Genomic DNA, 16970 nt, shown 5'->3' on the forward strand with positions numbered 1-16970 from the left:
GCCTCAGGCCCGGGGGAGCAGCCCGTCCGGATACTCCATCCCGTCGTGCGTACAGGCCGCGGCGGCCACCCGGGCGGCGTACCGGGCCGCGTCGAGCACGTCCGCGCCGCGCAGCCGGGCGGCGATCACCCCGGCCGCGAACGCGTCCCCGGCGCCGTTGGTGTCCACCACCGGCCCCGGCGGGGTGGCGGCGGGCACGTGTGCGGGCGGCGCGCCGGGGGTGTGCAGCGTCGCGCCGGCCGCGCCGCCGGTGACCAGCACCGTGCGCGGCGCCAGCTCGGCCGCCTCCTTTGCGGCCCGCTCGCCGAGCCGGGTGTCGCTGACGAAGACCAGGTCCGCGATCCGGGCGAACGGACGGTGGTAGTCGTTCTCGCCGTCCCAGTCGTGCAGGTCGGTGGAGACCGACGTGGCGGCGCGCAGCACCGGCAGCGAGTCCCGGGCCCAATCCATGATCGACAGGTGGACGTGGGTCGCCTCGGCCACGAGCGCGGCCAGCTCCGCGTCGGCGAACGGCGCCGGCCCCGACCACGGGCGCGGGTCGTGCAGCGACATCCGCCGCCCGGCCGGGTCGACCAGGTTCACCGAGCGGCGGGTGCCAGCCGGCGCGTCCGCGAGCGTGGACCGCACCGAGGTACGCGCCAGCGCCGCCCGCACCACGTCACCTGCCGGGTCGGCGCCCAGCACGTCGACGAGCGCCACCCGCAGGCCGAGCGCGTGCGCGGCCAGCACCACCCCGGCGCCGGTGTTGCCGATCCGCATGTCGATCGGCGGCACCAGCAGCGAGTCGGCGACGGGCGGCGGCAGCGCGGGCACCTGGACGCGGACGTCCACACCGAGCCCGCCGAGCACGAGAAGGTCGACCATGGCGCCGACGATAGCGACGCCCGGCGGCCTATCCTGACTCCCCGGGCGCCGTCTTCCGGCCCCGGCGTCGGCGAGGGGGAGCAGTGCTGGTCATCCACGGGCTGTGGCTGCCCGGTAGCGGGCTCGCCCTGTGGGCCGAGGACAGCACGCGCCCGGCGCGCGGGCCCCGCCGGCCCGGCCGCGTCCCGCGCGAGCGCCCGCACCCGTTCGCCGCCGACCACGCCACGCTCGCCGCCGCGCTCGACGGCATGCCGGGCGAGCCGGTCTCCGTCCTGCTGGACCTGCCGACCCGCGCCGGCTCGCCGGTGGACTCGCCGGAACTGATCCGGGCCACCGTCGGGGAACCGGTCCGCGGCCCGGTCACCCGCGCCGGATGGCGGGTCCCGGCCCTGGGGTACGCCCCGGACGCCGCGTACGAGCTGCTGCGCGTGCCGGCGCCGGGCCCGGTCGGGGCGAGCCTGCGTCACCTGTGCGAGCTGGCCGAATTCGCCACCGACCTGGTCGCACGCGGCCGGCTGCTGCCGGTCGCGCTCGACGCGTACCCCGGTGGTGGTGGACCCGACGGCGGGCCGGCCGCGACCGGCCGGCGTGCCTCGGCGCGGCGGTCACCGGCGGCCTCCGGCGCGAGGGCCGGGCGGCGGTTGCGGGCCGTCGGGGCGGACGACGTGGCGACCGGGTGGGCGCTCTGGCGGCCGCTGCTCACCGGCACCGACGCGGGCTGGGCGCGCGACCTGGCGACGGCGTTGCCACCGGCGGCCCGCGCCGCCCGGGAATGGGGGCCCGAGCCGTGGGGCCCGGCAGCGGCGTCGGTCGGTGCGGGCGAAGGCCCTGGCGGGGCCGCCGCCCCGGTGTCGGCGGATGTGCGGACGGACGCCGCCGGGCCCATGCCGGGCGGGCGCTCGCCGAGCGGGTCCGTCCGGGACAGCAGCCGGGCGGGCGGACCGGCGGGCGGCGCGTGGGCCGGGCGATCCGGCGACATCGGAGCCGGTGCGCTGGTCGCCGAGGCGCTGGACGCGCTGGTCGACGCCGCCGCCCGGGTGGCGCTGGCCGACACCCGGCTGCACCGGGGAATGCGCCCGGTCGGCGCGGTGCCGCGCTGGCTGGCCGCGCTGACCGGCCCGGAGCGGGCGTTCCCCGCCGAGCCGGACGCGCTGGCGACGCTGCGCGACGAACTGGACGCCTGGCAGCGCGACGCCGCGGGCGGCGCGGTACGGGCCACGTTCCGCCTGGTCGAGCCGGACGTCGACCCGGTCGCCGAGCTGGTCGAGGACGCCGTCTGGCGGGTCGAGTTCGGCCTGCACCCGGCCGACGAGCCGGGGCTCGTGGTGGACGCCGCGCACATCTGGCAGCGGCCCGTGCCGGCGCTGGCCGCCCGGGGCGTGGAGCCGCAGGAGACGCTCCTGGCCGAGCTGGGCCGGGCCAGCCGGCTGTGGCCCGAGGTGGACGCCGCGTTGCGTACCGCCGCGCCGGAAGGCATGGAACTGGACGCCGACGGCGCGCACCGGTTCCTGCGTGAGGGCGCGCCGGTGCTGCACGCGGCCGGGTTCGGGGTGCTGCTGCCGTCGTGGTGGCGGCGTTCCTCGTCCCGGCTCGGCGCGCGGCTGCGGGCGCGCAGCCGGAGCGCGCCGGGAGCGGTGGCCACCACCGCCGGGAAGCTGGGGCTGGACGCACTCGTCGACTACCGCTGGGAGCTGGCGCTCGGCGACCAGCCGCTGACCGCCGAGGAACTGGCGTCGCTGGCCGACCTGAAGTCGCCGCTGGTCCGGCTGCGCGGCCGGTGGGTCGAGCTGGACCCGCAGCGGCTGGAGGCCGGGCTGAAGCTGCTGCGCTCCTCCGGCGAGCTGACGGTGGCCGACCTGCTGCGGATGGGACTGTCCGGTGACGACAGTGCCGGTGAGCTGCCGGTGCTGGACGTGGTCGCCGACGGCGCGCTCGGCGAACTGCTCGCCGGTGAGGCGGAACGGCGGCTCACCCCGGCCGACCCGCCGCCGGGTTTCACCGGGACGCTGCGGCCGTACCAGCGGCGCGGGCTGGCCTGGCTGGCGTTCCTCCAGTCGCTCGGGCTCGGCGGCATCCTCGCCGACGACATGGGGCTGGGCAAGACCGTCCAACTGCTCGCGCTGCTCGCCGGTGACCCGCCGGAGGCCGGGCCCACGCTGCTGGTCTGCCCGATGTCGCTCGTCGGCAACTGGCAGCGGGAGGCGGCGAAGTTCGCGCCCGGCCTGCGCGTACACGTGCACCACGGCGCCGAGCGCGCCCGGGGCGAGGGCTTCGCCACCGCGGTGGGCGAGGCGGACCTGGTGCTCACCACGTACTCGGTGGCCGCCCGGGACGCGTTCGAGCTGGCCGGTGTCGACTGGCACCGGGTGGTGGTGGACGAGGCGCAGGCGATCAAGAACGCCGCCACCCGGCAGGCCGAGGCGGTCCGGTCACTGCCCGCGCGGCACCGGGTCGCGGTCACCGGTACGCCGGTGGAGAACCGGCTCGCCGACCTCTGGTCGATCATGCAGTTCGCGAATCCGGGGCTGCTCGGCCCGGCCGCGACGTTCCGCAAGCGCTTCGCCGAACCGATCGAGCGGCACGGCGACGCCGAGGTCGCCGAGCGGCTGCGCCGGATCACCGGCCCGTTCGTGCTGCGCCGCCTCAAGACCGACCCGACGATCATCACCGACCTGCCGGAGAAGCTGGAGATGGAGGTGGTCTGCAACCTCACCGCCGAGCAGGCAGCCCTCTACCAGGCCGTGGTGGACGACATGATGGCGAAGATCGAGTCCAGCGACGGCATCGAACGACGCGGGCTGGTGCTGGCCACCATGACCCGCCTCAAGCAGGTCTGCAACCACCCCGCCCAGCTGCTGCACGACGGCTCCGCGCTGGACGGCCGCTCCGGCAAGCTGGAACGCCTCGACGAGATCGTCGACGAGGTGCTCGCCGCGGAGGAGAAGGCGCTGCTGTTCACCCAGTACGCCGAGTTCGGCGGCATGCTGCGCGGGCACCTGTCGGCGCGTACCGGCCGGGAGGTGCTGCTGCTGCACGGCGGCGTCGGCAAGGCCGACCGGGACGCCATGGTGACCCGCTTCCAGTCGCCGCAGGGGCCGCCGCTGTTCGTGCTGTCGCTCAAGGCCGGCGGCACCGGTCTCACGCTGACCGCCGCCAACCACGTGGTGCACGTGGACCGGTGGTGGAACCCGGCCGTCGAGGACCAGGCCACCGACCGGGCGTTCCGCATCGGACAGCGCCGCCGCGTGCAGGTACGCAAGTTCGTCTGCGCCGGCACCGTCGAGGAGAAGGTGGCCGCGATGATCGCGGACAAGCGCAGCCTGGCCCGGTCCGTGGTGGGCAGCGGCGAGCAGTGGATCACCGAGCTGTCCACCGACACGCTGCGGGACCTGTTCACGTTGGAGTCCGGGGCGGTGGTCGAGTGAGCCCCCGCTTTGACGACTACCGGCCGCCGCTGCGGGTCGAGGGTGGCCTGCGGGCGCGCAGCACCAGAGGCGCGATCGGGCAGTCCTGGTGGTCCCGGCGGTTCGTGGAGGTGCTGGAGTCGTTCGCGCTCGGCTCCCGGCTCACCCGCGGCCGGGCGTACGCGCGCCGGGGGCAGGTGCTCCGGCTGGACGTGTCGCCCGGCAAGGTCACCGCCGAGGTGCAGGGCTCCCGGCCGCGCCCCTACCCGGTGCGGATCGGGCTGGCCGCGTACCCGGAGAAGGTGTGGCGGCGGCTGGAGTCGGAGCTGGCCGGGCAGGCGTTCTTCAGCGCCCGGCTGCTCGCCGGCGACCTGCCGGCCGAGTTGGAGGAGCTGTTCGCCGAGGCGGGCGCGCCGCTGTTCCCGGCCGAGATCGACGAGCTGGACCAGAGCTGCGGCTGCCCCGACTTCGCGGTGCCGTGCAAACACCTGGCGGCCACGTTCTACCTGCTCGCCGAGGCGTTCGACGCCGACCCGTTCCACCTGCTGCACTGGCGTGGCCGGTCCCGCGCCGAACTGCTCGACCGGCTGCGTACGCTGCGCGGCGCCGTGGCGGACGGCGGTGTGCTCGGCGCGGGCGCGGCATCGGTCCCGGGCGCCGGACCGGACCCGGCGGCGACGACGGGTGTGCCGGTCGTCGGCGCGGCGCGGGCCCTGGCCGGGCTGCCGGCGGTCGAGCCGGACGAGGAGCTGGACCGGTTCTGGCTGGCGCCGGTGGCGCTGCCGGACCGGCCGCCCACGCTCGCCACCGGCCCGGAGCTGCTGCTGCGCCAGCTCGGGTCGCCCGGTGCCGCGATCGGCGGGCCTGGCCTGGCCGAGCGGCTGCGCCGGGCGTACCGGGAGTTCGGCAGCGCCGAGGGCGCGTCGCCCACGGAGTTCGGTCGCGCCGAAGGCGCGCGTTAAGAAGGGGCCCTTCCTCTACCGGAGGCGTTAAGAAGGGGCCCTTCCTTACGCCTACAGCAATCGGCGGCGGAAACGCCACATCACGGCGGCGTTGGCGACCAGCACCACCGCGCAGATCGCCCCGGCCAGCCGTCCGACCAGTACTGTCATCGCCGGTAGCGAGGCCCACAGCACGATCGTCAGCAGCATCATGTACCGGCCCCGGCGTCCCTTTATCCGGCTGTCCAACCGGGCGAAGAACCGAGGGTCGCTCTCCCGCAGACGGCGGGTGATCTGTTCGAACCTGCGCTGATCCTCTTGGCTGAGCATGGCGGTGCCTTCCCCTCACGGCTTCAGCGGTTCGGCGGCATACCCGGATCGGAGGGCGGTCACGCGCCGCCGCTGCTGCTGTTTCGCCGGACCGGACAGGCGGAACGAGGTTCTCAGCGCAGGCTTATCCGTACCTTAAGTTTCGGTGAGGCGGTGAACGCCCCCGGCGGCGTCGCCGGGCTGCGAAACCTCGCGTTCGGGCGGTGCGTGACCGGATCGGCCCTGCTCCGGACGTCGCCGCGCACTCGCCGCCCCGCCGGGTCCTCCGCGGCGGGCCTGAGCACCGTCTTAAGTGCGCTCGCGGGCGCATCCGGCGTGCCTTGAGCGGCCGGGACGGCCTGGCTACTTTCCCGTAGGCAACTTCTCCGGCAACCGTCGCCGCCCCTGCGCCACCCGACCCCCCGGGTGGCAGGCGTGCCGGCACTCGAAGAAAACGGGATAGGTACATGGCCGACCTGAACGTGCCACCGCGTCGACCCCGGGACGACCGCGGCTGGGACGGATACCAGCACCCCCATCCGGACGGGTACCGCGACCCGCACGCCGCGCCGTACGCCGGCGCTCACCCCGCCCCCGCGCCGGGCCCGCAGTGGGTCGGACCGGACGGCTTCGCCCCCGCCGCCGGTGGCTACCCGCCGCAGGGCGGCTTCCCCCAGCAGGGCGGCTACGCCCAGCCCGCCGGCGGGTACGGCCCGCCGCCCGGCCCGGGACTGCCCACGCTGGACGACGACGGCGACGAGCCGCCGAACCGGGGTCGCCGCCGCGCGCTGGCCACCCTCGGTGGGGCCGCGGTGGTCGCCGGTGGCGCCGCCTTCGCGCTGTCTCCGCAGGTACGCGGACTGTTCACCGGTGACGCAGCGGCCGGTGACGCCACCGGCACCGTCACCACCGACGGCAACGCGGCGCGGCCGAGCGGCCAGCAGCCCAGCACCGTGCGGACCTACACCGAGCAGAACGAGAGCTACATGGGCTCCCGGGCGGGCGAGGCGCTCAAGCGCAACGCGCCCACCGGCGGCCGGCTCTACGGCAGCCCGGCCGCCGCCGCCGAGGCGACCAAGGTGACTGTGAAGACGGTGCTCGCCAAGGATCCGATCCGGCACCTCGCCACCCGCACCACGTTCGGCGCGACCCCGAAGATGCTCGCCGACATCAAGCGGCTCGGCATCGACGACTGGCTGCGCCAGCAGCTCGAACCGGAGAAGATCGCCCCGACGAAGGCCGAGCTGAAGCTGGCCGAGCTGCAGTCACTCAAGCTCAGCCCGACGCAGCTGCGCGACCAGCGCGAGCAGCTCAACGAGAAGGGCGTCGACCCGGCCCGGGAGACGGTGGACGCCACCATCGCCCGGCAGATCTGGTCGGACCGGCAGCTGTTCGAGGTGATGGTCGACTTCTGGAACGACTTCCTGCACGTCGCCGCCGACTTCGACGGCGGGGAGAACTACCGCAACGCGTTCGACCGGGACGTCATCCGCAAGCACGCGCTCGGCAGCTACCCGGAGATGCTCGTCGCCGCGAACAAGCACCCGGCGCTGCTGCTCTACCTGAACCAGGTCGACTCGCGCAAGGACGCGGTCAACGAGAACCTGGCCCGGGAGAACCTGGAGCTGTACTCCGTCGGCGTCGACGGTGGCTACACCGAGAAGGACGTACGCCAGGCCGCGCTGCTGCAGACCGGACGCGGTGTCGCCGACGGCAAGTACAAGTTCTTCGCCGAGCGGCACTACCTCGGCAAGGTGAAGATCCTCGGGTTCAGCCACGCCAACAACTCCGACGATCCGGTGGCCGCCGACAAGGTCATCGACTCGTACATCCGTTACATCGCGACGCACCCGTCGACCGCCCGGTACGTGGCGCAGAACCTCGCCACCCGGTTCGTCTCCGACACCCCGCCGAAGTCCGTGGTGGACCGGCTCGCCAAGGCGTACACCACGAACAAGGGGCAGATCCGCCCGGTGCTGGCGACGCTGTTCAGCTCCTCGGAGTTCTGGGCCGCGGTCGGCCAGAAGGTACGCCGCCCGATGGAGTACCTGGTCGCCACGTACCGGGCGCTCGGCGTCTCGCCGGACGCGGCCCCCGGCTACTCCGGCGACAATCGGCGGACCCCGTTCGCGCAGGGCCTGCGGCAGATCCAGGACAAGATGCGCGAACTCGGCCAGTACCCGATGGGCAAGCCCACCCCGGACGGCTACGCCGACGTCTACCTGGCCTGGACCTCGGCCGGCACGATGATCGACGGCTGGAACGAGGCGGGCGACCTGATCGCCGGCTACCGCAAGCAGTTCACCTTCGCCAAGCCGGAGAAGCTGGTGGCGAAGCCGCCGGCCACCGCCGGGGCGTACGTGGACGCGCTGGCCCAGCGGCTGGTGCACCAGAAGCTCAGCGCCAAGGAGAAGAAGCTCGTGCTCGCCGTGGCCGGGGTCGCCGAGAGCGCCAAGGTCGACGCCACCTTCAACGGGGCCATCGCCGCTGTCGCGCGGACGATCCTCGCGTCCCCCCAGCACCACCTCCGGTGAGGCATTCGATGGAGATGACCGTGAACCCGTACCCCCTGCACCCCGAATGCCCCGACCTGCGGCGGCTGGCCGACAACCCGGCCGAGGCGCTGCTGCGCGCGGAGGCGGACATCGTCGCGGCCGAGAGCGCGGCCGAGGCCGACCGGTACCGCCGGCTGGAGGAGATCGAGGAGGCGCAGCAGGACGGCCGGGGCGTCACCCGCCGTACCTTCGTCGCGGGCGCCGCGGCCACCGCGACCGCGCTGGCGACGGCCCAGTTCGTCACCACGTCGGCGTCGTTCGCCGCGACCAAGACCGGCACGCTGATCCACGTCTTCCTCTACGGCGGGCTGGACGGGCTGAGCCTGGTCGCCCCGGCGAGCGACCCGGTGCTCACCAAGGCCCGCCCGGACCTGCTGCTCGGCGAGGACTCGCTGGCGCTGGCCCGCGGCTTCAAGCTGACCAGCGCGTTCGCGCCGCTGGAGAAGTGGCTCAAGGCCGGTCAGCTCGGCTTCGTGCCGGCCGCGTCCGACCCGCGGCTGTCCCGCAGCCACTTCCAGGCCGCCGACGCCTGCAACCTGGGCGGCCTGCCCGGCGAGACCGGCGGCCGGGGCTGGCTGGACAGCCTGGTCGACGCGCTCGGCAAGGGCACCGCGTTCCGCAGCGTCGGCATCGGCAGCACGCTGCCGCGCTCGCTCGTCGGCGTGAACGGCGCGATCTCCCTCAACAGCGTCGGCGACCTGCGGCTCAACGGCGACGACAAGTTCCGGGCGGCCACCGAGAAGGCGATCCGCGGCCTGTTCACCGGCATCAACCACCCGGTGGAGGAGGCGGTCATCGAGGGCATGGGCGCGCTCGCCACCGCCCAGAAGCTCGCCGCGAAGCCGTACGCCGCCGCCGAGGGCGTCGAGTACCGGGGCGTCGGCAACTCGTTCAAGCAGCTCGCCCAGCTCATCAAGGGCGGCGCGAACGTGCGGGTGGCCACCGTCGGCATGGGCGGCTACGACACCCACGAGAACCAGGGCACCCGCGAGGGCGGCCAGCTCTGGCGGCGGCTCAACGAGCTGGCCGCCGCGATGGCCGCGTTCTTCACCGACCTGGGCGACCAGGCGGCGGACGTGACGATCATGGTGTCCAGCGAGTTCGGCCGCCGGGTCGCCTCGAACGGCGGCGGCACCGACCACGGCCACGGCGGTGTGGTCACCGTGCTGTCCGGCCGCAAGCTGGCCAGCTCGCTGCTCGGCACCTGGAACGGGCTGGACAAGTTGGACAGCGGCGACGTGCCGGAGTACAACAACATGTTCAACGTCTACGGATCGGTCGCGCAGGGCCGCTTCGGCCTGACAAACGCCGAGGTGGACAAGATCTTCCCCCGGCAGAAGTTCACCCCGGTCAAGATCTACGCGTGACGTACCAGGAAACCCGCGCCGCCGGCCGTCGTACCGGGCACTCCGCCCCGTACGGCGGCCGTCCGGCTGCTCCCGTACCCCCGGCTCGTCCGCGCCGCGGACCCGGCGCCCGGCGGGCGCTCGCCGCGCTCTTCTGGCTCGGTCTGGTCGCCGCGGTGGTGCCGTGGTGGCTGGACACCCCGGCCGGGTCGCTCACCGACACCGCCGACCTGCTCACCGCGGGCGGCCGGATCACCGGCCTGATCGCCGGCTACCTGCTGCTGGTCCAGGTGCTGATGATGAGCCGGCTCGGCGTGCTGGAACGCGCGCTCGGCGGCGAGCGGATCTCCCGGCTGCACCGGGACCTCGGCGCGACGCTGCTGGTGGCGGTGCTCACGCACATGTCGCTGCTGGTGGTCGGCTACTCCCGGCAGGAGCGCAACTCGGTGCTCGCCGAGGTCGGCGTGCTGCTGACCGACTACGAGGACATGATCACCGCGTTCGCCGCGGCCGGCGTGCTGGTCACCGTCGCGGTCACCGCGGTACGCGCGGTGCGCCGCCGCCTGCCGTACGAGCTGTGGCACCTGCTGCACGCGGCCAGCTACCTCACGCTGCTGCTCGGCTACGCGCACCAGTTCAGCAACGGCGCGCAGCTGCACCAGCCGGGCCTGGTGCGTACCGGCTGGATCGCCGGATACGTGCTGGTGGTGGCCGCGCTGGTGTGGGGCCGGGTGCTCGCGCCGCTGGCGTTCAACCTGCGGCACCGGCTGCGCGTCGCCGACGTCGTGGCGGAGAGCCAGGACACCGTGTCGGTCTACCTGACCGGGCAGCGGCTCAACCAGATCGACCTGCTCGGCGGGCAGTTCTTCCGCTGGCGGTTCCTCAACCCCGGCTGCTGGTGGCAGTCGCACCCGTTCTCCGTCTCCGCCGCCGGCAACGACAGGTGGCTGCGGATCACGGTGAAGGTCGTCGGCGGGTACACCGCCGAGCTGCGCGACCTGACGCCGGGCACCCGGGTCTGGGCGCAGGGCCCCTCCGGCACGTTCACGGCCGCGCACCGCACCCGGGAGCGGACGCTGCTCATCGCCGGCGGCAGCGGCATCGCCCCGCTGCGGGCCATGCTGGAGGAACTGCCGCCCGGCGCGGCGCTGATCTACCGCGCGAGCACCCCGGCCGACGTGCTGCTGCACCAGGAGCTGGACTGGCTCGCGCAGGCCCGGCAGACCTCCGTCTGGTACGTCGTCGGCCGCCGTGACGACCCCGGCCCCCGCCAGGTGATGAACCCGGAGGGGCTGCGCCGCCTGGTGCCCGACCTGACCCGGCGCGACGTCTACCTGTGCGGCCCGGGCGGCCTGGTCGACGAGGCGGTCGCCGCGCTGCGCGCGGCCGGCGTGCCCCGCCGCCAGATCCACCTGACCGCGTTCGAGCTGTAGGAAAGGCACCACCATGCGTCGCGCGCTCCTCGCGATCACCGGACTGGCCGCCGGCACCACCGCGCTCGTGGTGCTCAAGGGCGCGCCGGGCAGTGGGCAGACCCTGCCGGACGCGCCGGTGGCGCTGGCTCCGGTCGCCCCGGGCGGCTCGGCCGCGCCCGAGCCGCCGTCGCCCACCGCCGCCGCGTCCGGCAGCGCCACGCCGTCGTCGCGCGCCTCGGCGAAGCCCACCCCGAAGGCGTCCGCCGACCGCAGCCCGGCCAGCCGGGGCGGCACCCGTACCAGCACCGCACCCGCCGCGCCCCGGACCACCACCAGCGCGCCGAAGGTCACCACCCGCACGGTGACCGGGCCGTCGGTCACCTACGAGTACGGCTCCCTGCAGGTGCGGATCACGCTCAGCGGCAGCCGGGTCGTCGACGCGACGGCGATCGGACTGCCGCTGGGCGGGCAGTCCGGGCAGCGCAGCGACGACGTGCAGGCCCGCTACAGCGGCACGTCCGGTGAGGTGGTGGCCCGGCAGAGCGCCAACCTGAGCACCGTCTCCGGGGCCACGTACACCAGCACCGCGTACAAGCAGTCGTTGCAGGCCGCGCTGGACAAGGCGTGACGGTTCGTTCCGGCCTGCGCCGGGTCGAGCACGTCATGGGTACGGCGATCAGCCTGGACCTGGCCGACGACCTGCCCCCGGGGACCCTGCACGAGCTGGCCGAGGACACGTTCGGCTGGCTGCGCGAGGTGGACGCGCGGTTCAGCACGTACCGGGACGACAGCGAGGTGTGCCGGATCGACCGGGGCGAGTTGCGGCCCGCCGACGCCTCCGCCGACCTGCGCGCCGTGCTGGCGGCCTGCGCCGACCTGTGGACCGCCACCGACGGGTTCTTCGACGTGTACGCGACCGGGCGGCTCGACCCGTCCGGCTACGTCAAGGGCTGGGCGGCGCAGGTCGCCTCGGACCGGCTGGTCGCCGCCGGCGCGCCGAACCACTGCGTGAACGCGGGCGGCGACGTGCGGGTACGCGGCCACGACGCGGCCGGACAGCCGTGGCGGATCGGGGTGCGGCATCCGTTCGACGCGGCAACGACCTGTCTGGTGCTGACCGGCACCGACCTGGCGGTCGCCACCTCCGGCGTGTACGAGCGCGGGCACCACGTGCTGGACCCGCGCCGGGGCGTACCGGCGAAGGGCCTGCGCTCGGTCACGGTGGCGGGCCCGGACCTGGGCGTGGCCGACGCGTACGCGACAGCCGCGGTGGCCATGGGCCCCCAGGGCCTAGCCTGGCTCGACCGCCTACCGTCCCCCTGGCAGCACGCCGTGGTCACCGAGGACGCCCACCTGCACCACTCCCGCACCCTCCCCACCATCCCCACCCCAGCGCGGTGATCAAGGAGTTTGTGTCCGTTTAGCCCGCGCTGGAGGACACAAACTCCTTGATCAACGGCATCGGCGGGGGTGAGGGGTGAGGGGTGAGGGGTGAGGGGGGTCAGCGGAGGGGGCGGTGGAGGATGGCTGGGCGGGAACCCGTCGGGCGGGGGCGGCCGGGGCGGACGCCCAGGGGACGGGTGAAGGCCCACGGGTGCACACGGCGGCGGGGCCGCGCCGGCTCGGTGCCGCCGGTGTGGCGGGCCGCGTCGTCCCTGGACATCCTCAAACCCCCGCTCCGGCGCGCACGCGCCCTCGCCAGGTTCAACGATTCCGGTGCCGGGGAGGTCGCTGTCGGCCACCCGTCCGGGGCGGACGGGTGGGTCAGCGGCCGCGCCGGGGCAACGGGAGGTGGCCGGGGAACAGGTCCGCGCCGAGCGTCACGCCGGCCGCGTGTAACGCGGCGATCAGCGCGTTCTGCACCAGGTACGAGTCGGGCAGTTGCCAGCGGGCCTGCTCCGGGGCGACCGCCCAGCGCACCGTCCCCTCGGGCAGCCGGGTCGGCGGGGCCGGGATCCACGAGCCGGGCCCGTGCCGCACCACGTGGAAACAGTGCTCCAGTTCCGGGCGCAGCGGGTCGCCGGGGCGGACCAGGAACATCCAGCGGCCGGTCGGGGTGACCAGCGCCGGGCCGCGTACGCCGGGCCCGGCGGGATGGGTGGCGACCGCGTCCAGCACCTGCCGGCCCAGGTGGGCGGCGACCTCGAGGACGTCGAACGCGCGGCCGGTGGGCAGCAGGACGCCGTGCGGGCGGCTGCGCCACCAGGTGGCCACCCGGGCCGGGTCGGTGCTGGCGGCGTGCTCCCAGTCCTCCAGGGCGGGGTGGCAGCCCACCGTGGGGCAGCCGGCCCGGCCGCAGACGAAGCGGCTGTTGGCCAGGCAGGCGCCGGGCGTGACCGGCCAGCCGTGCAGCGCGTACCGCACCGCGACGCGGCGCAGGCGGACCCGTTCCAGCGGGGACAGATGAGCGACGCGCGGCCGGACATTCCTCCACATGTCTGACATCCCTCTCGTCCCGCGAAACCGTCCACATGCCACACGTCGAAAGCCGTCACTGCCGAAACTCACGCTCGTTGTGGTGACTAACGGTCGGTGCAACTTGCACGAAAACTACGAGAACTGGCTGGTCGGTGGACGCACAACCTGTGCGATCGGGGCAAGCCTGGGGGACGTGGGGGGACCGGCCGGCGCCGTGAGGGGGAGGGAGCAGGGATGGACGAACTACCCATAGGCCGGCGGGTGGCGTACTGGCGGAGCCGGCGCAAGATGTCCCAGCAGGTCTTCGCCGACCGGCTCGGCAAGTCCAAGAGCTGGGTGGACAAGGTGGAGCGTGGCGTCCGCCGGCTGGACAAGTTCTCCGTCCTCTACGAGATCGCCGACATCCTCCAGATCGACGTGCAACTGCTGCACGGCAAGGACCCGGAGCGGCGCACCGACGCGCTCAACTGCATCGACCAGGTCGAGGTGGAGGAGATCCGCACCGCCCTGGAGCGGTACGACTCGATGAGCGCCTACTTCGACGCGGCACCCTTCCCGCCGCCGCTGGCCGACATGCGCAAGGCCGTCAACCACGCCTGGCTGACCTACCAGTACGGCCGGTACGGCATGCTCACCCGCGCGCTGCCGAAGCTGCTGCGCGACGCCCAGGCGGCGGACGCCGGGTACGCCGCCGACGAGCAGGTACGCGAGGCCGCCCACCTGCTCGGGCAGGTCTACCAGATCGCCTCCTCGGTGCTGCGCAAGCTCGGCGAGTGCGACCTCGCCTGGCTGGCCGCCGACCGGTCGATGGCGGTGGCCCAGCGCGCAGACGACCCGCTGCTCGCCGGGATCGCCACCACGAGGGTCTGCAACGCGCTGGTCGCGATGGGCCGTCCCCGCCCCGCGCTGGAGCTCAACGTGCGCATCGCCGGCCGGCTCGCGCCCGGTGGCGACAACGACGTCCGGCCCGAACGGCTCTCCGTCTACGGCATGCTGCTGCTGCAGGGCGCGATGGCGGCCGCCCGGATCGGCGACTCGGCGACGGTGGACGACCTGCTCGCCGGTGCCGACGAGGCGGCCAAGCTGCTCGGCGGCGACCACAACCACTACTGGACCTCCTTCGGCCCGACCAACCTGGAGCTGCACCGCGCCGCCGCGGCCGTCGAGCTGGGTGACGGCGGCCGGGCGGTGGAGACGCACCTGCGGCTGTCCGAGCCCGCGTTCAACGCGCTGCTGCCGGAGCGGCGCGCGCACCACCTGCTCGACCTGGCCCGGGGCTACTCGCAGATCGGCGACGTGGCGAGCGCGGGGGACATGTTGCTGCGCGGCGACCGGCTCGCGCCGTCCGAGATCCGGTGCCGGCCGATAGCGCACGAATTGATGTCCGAGATTCTCCGTCGCACACGTGGTGCGCCGCCTCCGCCGATCGCGGAGTTGGCTGAGCACATGGGAGTCGGAGTATGAGCGGTCCGGAGACCGCGAGCGAGCACCGGCGGGTGCTCTACGTCATCGCCTGCGGTTCGCCGCTGGCCCGTCACGTCGGCCGGCTGGTCGACCTCGCCCAGCGGGAGGAGTGGACGGTCTGCGTGGTCACCACGCCCGACGGCGCGAAGTTCGTCGACCGGGCGGCCCTGGCCCGGCAGACCGGCCACCCGGTCCGTACGCACTACAAGAACCCGGGTGACCTGGACGTGCTGCCACCGGCGGACGCCATGCTGGTGTGCCCGGCGACGGTCAACACGATCAACAAGTGGGCGGTCGGCATCACCGACACCCTCGCGCTCGGCCTGCTGGTCGAGGCGCAGGGGATGGGGGTGCCGATCGCTGCCGTCCCGTACACGAACGAGGCGATGGCCGGGCACCCGGCGTTCCGGGCCAGCCTCGACCGGCTGGCCGGGTGGGGCGTCCGGGTGGTCTTCGGGGACCACGTCGTACGCCTGCATCCGCCCGGCACGGGGGAGCGGCGCGCAGACGCCTTCCCCTGGGACGCCGGCCTGGCCGCCCTGCGCGGCGCGGACCGGCCGGTCGCCCCGGTCGGCTGACGGTGTGAGCGTGGCTCCCGGCGCGCCCGGGAGCCACGCCCGACGGCGGTCGGCGTGTAGCGGCCCGGACGCCGGTAAGCTGGCCGCCCGTGAGCACAACCGTCGCCGACGTGGTGGCCGCCCTGGACCGCCGTTACCCGCCCGCCTGGGCCGAGGAGTGGGACCGGGTCGGCCTGGTGGTGGGTGAGCCCGACCACCCGGTACGCCGGATCGCCTGCGTGGTGGACGTGGTCCCGGAAACCGTGGACGAGGCCCTCGAAGCCGGCGCGGACATGATCGTCGCGCACCACCCGCTGCTGCTGCGGGGCGTCTCCTCGGTGGCCGCCACCACGTACAAGGGCCGGATCGTGCACCGGTTGATCAAGGCGGACGTCGCGCTGTACGTGGCGCACACGAACGCCGACGTGGCCGATCCCGGCGTGTCCGACGCGCTCGCCGCCCGGTTCGGGCTGACCGGGCTGCGCCCGTTGCACCCGCCCCGCCCCGGCTCGCCCGCCGCCGGGCCCGGCCGGGGCATCGGCCGCATCGGCGAGCTGCCCAGCCCGATGACGCTCGCCGAGCTGACCCGGCTGGCCGCCGCCGTGCTCCCGGTCACCGCCTGGGGAGTTCGCGCCGCCGGGGATCCCGGGCGTATGGTTCGTACCCTCGCCGTCAGCGGCGGCTCGGGGGACGGCTTCCTCGCCGAGGCGACCGCGGCCGGGGTGGACGCGTTCCTCACCGCGGACCTGCGTCACCACCCGGCCGGGGAACACCTCGCCGCGGGCGGCCCGGCGCTACTGGACGCCGCCCACTGGGCGACGGAGCGACCCTGGCTGGACGACCTGGCCGCCCACCTGGCCGGCGCGCTGGGCGTCGAGACCGTGGTGTCCGACCTGGACACCGACCCGTGGACCGTGCACGCCGCCGCGCCCCGGCCGGACGACAAGGAGCCCCGACGTGAAGGCTGACCCGAAGGTGCAGCGCCGCCTGCTCGACCTCCAGGCGATCGACACCGCGCTGGCGCAGCTCGCGCACCGCCGCCGCAGCCTGCCGGAACGCGCCGAGCTGGAGGCCCTGGCGCGTGAGCTGTCCGCGCTGGAGGACGAGCGGGTCCGCGCCCAGGTGGCGGTCGACGACCTGGACCGGGACATCGCCCGGATCGAGAAGGACGTCGACCAGGTGCGGGCGCGCAAGAGCAAGGACGAGGCCCGGCTGGCCTCGGGCAGCGGCCCGGCCCGCGAGCTGGAGGCCCTCCAGCACGAGCTGGTCTCGCTGAACCGCCGGCAGAGCGACCTGGAGGACGCCGAGCTGGAGCTGATGGAGCAGCGGGAGACCGCGCAGGGCGTGCTCGACGGCATCGAGAGCCGGCTCGCCGAGGCCCGCGAGCGCCGCGCCGCGACCGAGCAGCGCCGCGACGAGGCCCTGGCCGAGATCGCCAAGGAGGAGGAGTTCAAGCGCACCGCCCGCCAGCCGCTCGCCGGTGACCTCCCGGCGGACCTGGTCGGCCTCTACGACAAGATCCGTGAGGACACCGGGCTGGGCGCCGCGCTGCTGACCGGGGGCCGCTGCGGCGGCTGCCGGCTGGACCTGTCCGGCGCCGACCTGGCTCGTATCCGCAAGGCCGACCCGGACGACGTGGTCCGCTGCGAGGACTGCCGGCGGATCATGGTCCGGACCAACGAGTCGGGGCTGTAGCC

The 16970-nt window shown here is 74.5% G+C and carries 14 protein-coding genes; 11 read left to right on the top strand and 3 right to left on the bottom strand.

Going from position 1 to position 16970, the window contains the following annotated elements; genetic code table 11:
- Positions 1-3: 3 nt before the first annotated feature.
- Positions 4-864, bottom strand: a complete 861-nt coding sequence (locus A4R25_RS24810; RefSeq protein ID WP_064448258.1) for a carbohydrate kinase family protein — start codon at positions 862-864, stop codon at positions 4-6.
- Between the two features lie 83 nt (positions 865-947).
- On the opposite strand from A4R25_RS24810, the gene A4R25_RS24815 reads away from it, so the two are divergent.
- Positions 948-4289, top strand: coding sequence for a DEAD/DEAH box helicase (locus A4R25_RS24815; protein ID WP_064448259.1), 3342 nt, complete (start codon positions 948-950; stop codon positions 4287-4289).
- On the top strand, positions 4286-5230 hold the full coding sequence (locus A4R25_RS24820; protein ID WP_043329244.1) for an SWIM zinc finger family protein: 945 nt from the start codon (positions 4286-4288) through the stop codon (positions 5228-5230). The genes A4R25_RS24815 and A4R25_RS24820 overlap by 4 nt, the downstream gene beginning before the upstream one ends.
- Positions 5231-5281: 51 nt before the next feature.
- On the opposite strand, the gene A4R25_RS24825 is transcribed toward A4R25_RS24820, so the two are convergent.
- Positions 5282-5539, bottom strand: coding sequence for a DUF3040 domain-containing protein (locus A4R25_RS24825; RefSeq protein ID WP_043329246.1), 258 nt, complete (start codon positions 5537-5539; stop codon positions 5282-5284).
- 446 nt (positions 5540-5985) lie between these two features.
- On the opposite strand from A4R25_RS24825, the gene A4R25_RS24830 reads away from it, so the two are divergent.
- Genes A4R25_RS24830 through A4R25_RS24850 form a run of 5 tightly spaced genes read left to right on the top strand, consistent with a single transcriptional unit; the run spans position 5986 to position 12235 of the window.
- Positions 5986-8052 carry a DUF1800 domain-containing protein gene (locus A4R25_RS24830; RefSeq protein ID WP_064448260.1) on the top strand — a complete coding sequence of 689 codons (2067 nt, stop codon included), beginning with the start codon at positions 5986-5988 and terminating at the stop codon, positions 8050-8052.
- Positions 8053-8066: 14 nt separating this feature from the next.
- Entirely contained in the window at positions 8067-9440 is a 1374-nt protein-coding gene (locus A4R25_RS24835; RefSeq protein ID WP_223201459.1) for a DUF1501 domain-containing protein, read from the top strand.
- Positions 9437-10852 carry a ferric reductase-like transmembrane domain-containing protein gene (locus tag A4R25_RS24840; protein ID WP_064448261.1) on the top strand — a complete coding sequence of 472 codons (1416 nt, stop codon included), beginning with the start codon at positions 9437-9439 and terminating at the stop codon, positions 10850-10852. The genes A4R25_RS24835 and A4R25_RS24840 overlap by 4 nt, the downstream gene beginning before the upstream one ends.
- A 13-nt stretch (positions 10853-10865) precedes the next feature.
- The gene (locus tag A4R25_RS24845; protein ID WP_064448262.1) at positions 10866-11462 is read left to right on the top strand and encodes an FMN-binding protein; all 597 of its coding nucleotides are present in this window, start codon (positions 10866-10868) and stop codon (positions 11460-11462) included.
- A 35-nt stretch (positions 11463-11497) separates the two neighbouring features.
- Entirely contained in the window at positions 11498-12235 is a 738-nt protein-coding gene (locus A4R25_RS24850; RefSeq protein ID WP_064448320.1) for an FAD:protein FMN transferase, read from the top strand.
- A 363-nt stretch (positions 12236-12598) separates the two neighbouring features.
- Here the strand turns inward: A4R25_RS24850 and A4R25_RS24855 are convergent, their stop codons facing one another.
- Entirely contained in the window at positions 12599-13270 is a 672-nt protein-coding gene (locus tag A4R25_RS24855; protein ID WP_064448263.1) for a bifunctional DNA primase/polymerase, read from the bottom strand.
- Positions 13271-13486: 216 nt separating this feature from the next.
- Here A4R25_RS24855 and A4R25_RS24860 point away from each other — a divergent pair, with 216 nt between their 5' ends.
- The 4 genes from A4R25_RS24860 to A4R25_RS24875 all read left to right on the top strand — a co-directional run bounded on the left by A4R25_RS24860 (position 13487) and on the right by A4R25_RS24875 (position 16968).
- Positions 13487-14716, top strand: a complete 1230-nt coding sequence (locus tag A4R25_RS24860) for a helix-turn-helix domain-containing protein (protein ID WP_064448264.1) — start codon at positions 13487-13489, stop codon at positions 14714-14716.
- Positions 14713-15294, top strand: a complete 582-nt coding sequence (locus tag A4R25_RS24865) for a flavoprotein (RefSeq protein WP_030504216.1) — start codon at positions 14713-14715, stop codon at positions 15292-15294. Before A4R25_RS24860 ends, A4R25_RS24865 begins: the two co-directional genes overlap by 4 nt.
- Before the next feature lie 110 nt (positions 15295-15404).
- Complete coding sequence (locus tag A4R25_RS24870; RefSeq protein WP_064448321.1) at positions 15405-16241, top strand: Nif3-like dinuclear metal center hexameric protein; 837 nt, start codon at positions 15405-15407, stop codon at positions 16239-16241.
- Positions 16231-16968, top strand: a complete 738-nt coding sequence (locus A4R25_RS24875) for a zinc ribbon domain-containing protein (RefSeq protein ID WP_064448265.1) — start codon at positions 16231-16233, stop codon at positions 16966-16968. Before A4R25_RS24870 ends, A4R25_RS24875 begins: the two co-directional genes overlap by 11 nt.
- Positions 16969-16970: the final 2 nt, after the last annotated feature.

The organism is Micromonospora sp. NBRC 110037 (assembly GCF_001652995.1).
Classification (GTDB): domain Bacteria; phylum Actinomycetota; class Actinomycetes; order Mycobacteriales; family Micromonosporaceae; genus Micromonospora; species Micromonospora chalcea.

Coding starts and splice junctions, on each gene's coding strand:
- A4R25_RS24810 (WP_064448258.1), bottom strand. CDS start 864: ATGGTCGACCTTCTCGTGCTCGGCGGGCTCGGTGTGGACGTCCGCGTC.
- A4R25_RS24825 (WP_043329246.1), bottom strand. CDS start 5,539: ATGCTCAGCCAAGAGGATCAGCGCAGGTTCGAACAGATCACCCGCCGT.
- A4R25_RS24830 (WP_064448260.1), top strand. CDS start 5,986: ATGGCCGACCTGAACGTGCCACCGCGTCGACCCCGGGACGACCGCGGC.
- A4R25_RS24835 (WP_223201459.1), top strand. CDS start 8,067: ATGACCGTGAACCCGTACCCCCTGCACCCCGAATGCCCCGACCTGCGG.
- A4R25_RS24845 (WP_064448262.1), top strand. CDS start 10,866: ATGCGTCGCGCGCTCCTCGCGATCACCGGACTGGCCGCCGGCACCACC.
- A4R25_RS24850 (WP_064448320.1), top strand. CDS start 11,498: ATGGGTACGGCGATCAGCCTGGACCTGGCCGACGACCTGCCCCCGGGG.
- A4R25_RS24855 (WP_064448263.1), bottom strand. CDS start 13,270: ATGTGGAGGAATGTCCGGCCGCGCGTCGCTCATCTGTCCCCGCTGGAA.
- A4R25_RS24860 (WP_064448264.1), top strand. CDS start 13,487: ATGGACGAACTACCCATAGGCCGGCGGGTGGCGTACTGGCGGAGCCGG.
- A4R25_RS24865 (WP_030504216.1), top strand. CDS start 14,713: ATGAGCGGTCCGGAGACCGCGAGCGAGCACCGGCGGGTGCTCTACGTC.